Here is a 636-nt window from a genome sequence, read left to right on the forward strand (position 1 = left end):
CATGGGTGGAGGACGAGAGGTTGCTGCTGGTCTACGACGGCTCCGTCCGGCTCGTGGCGGGCGGACGCGAGGTACGGACGTCCTTCTCCGGGCCGTGCGTCTCCCGCAACGGGGAATGGCTCTACCTGCACGGGGAGGACGTGGGGGAGTCCGGCCTGGAGTTCGTGGCGGCGAACACGGGCGTCTACGCCGTGCCGGCCCCCACGGCCCTCCGCCACGCCACGGCCGGCTGGGACCGTCCGGCGGCCACGCTCCGGCCGCGGCTGCTGACCGACGCCGACGGGATGAACTGCTCCGGTGGCCCCCTGCAACCCTCGGGGCAGGACAACGTGCTGGCGCTGGCCGAGCAGCGCGGTCGGCGCGTGCTGGTGTGGATGTCCCATCACGGCCACCCGGAGACGATCGTGGACCTGCGCGGAGAGGTCACCGGCGCGTCCGAGGCCGGCGGCAACCTGGCGGTGTCCTACACCACGGAGCTCTCCCCCGGGTCTGTGGGCATCCAGCACCGGGGGACGGGCCTGACGGAGCTGTTCGACCCGAACGACCCCTGGCGCCGGGACGCCTTCTCGACCGCGGGCCTTGAGCGCGAGTACCGGGTCCAGGAGGGCGTCGAACCGGGCATGGTGCACGGGTGGG

1 protein-coding gene is annotated in these 636 nt (G+C 73.3%); it reads left to right on the plus strand.

All coding sequences use genetic code 11. From position 1 onward, the window contains the following. Positions 1–636, plus strand: a 636-nt coding sequence (locus PLJ28_RS15140; protein WP_502877097.1) for a hypothetical protein, incomplete at both ends; no start/stop codon positions are given.

The sequence above is a fragment of the Citricoccus sp. genome, assembly GCF_035445025.1.
Classification (GTDB): domain Bacteria; phylum Actinomycetota; class Actinomycetes; order Actinomycetales; family Micrococcaceae; genus Citricoccus.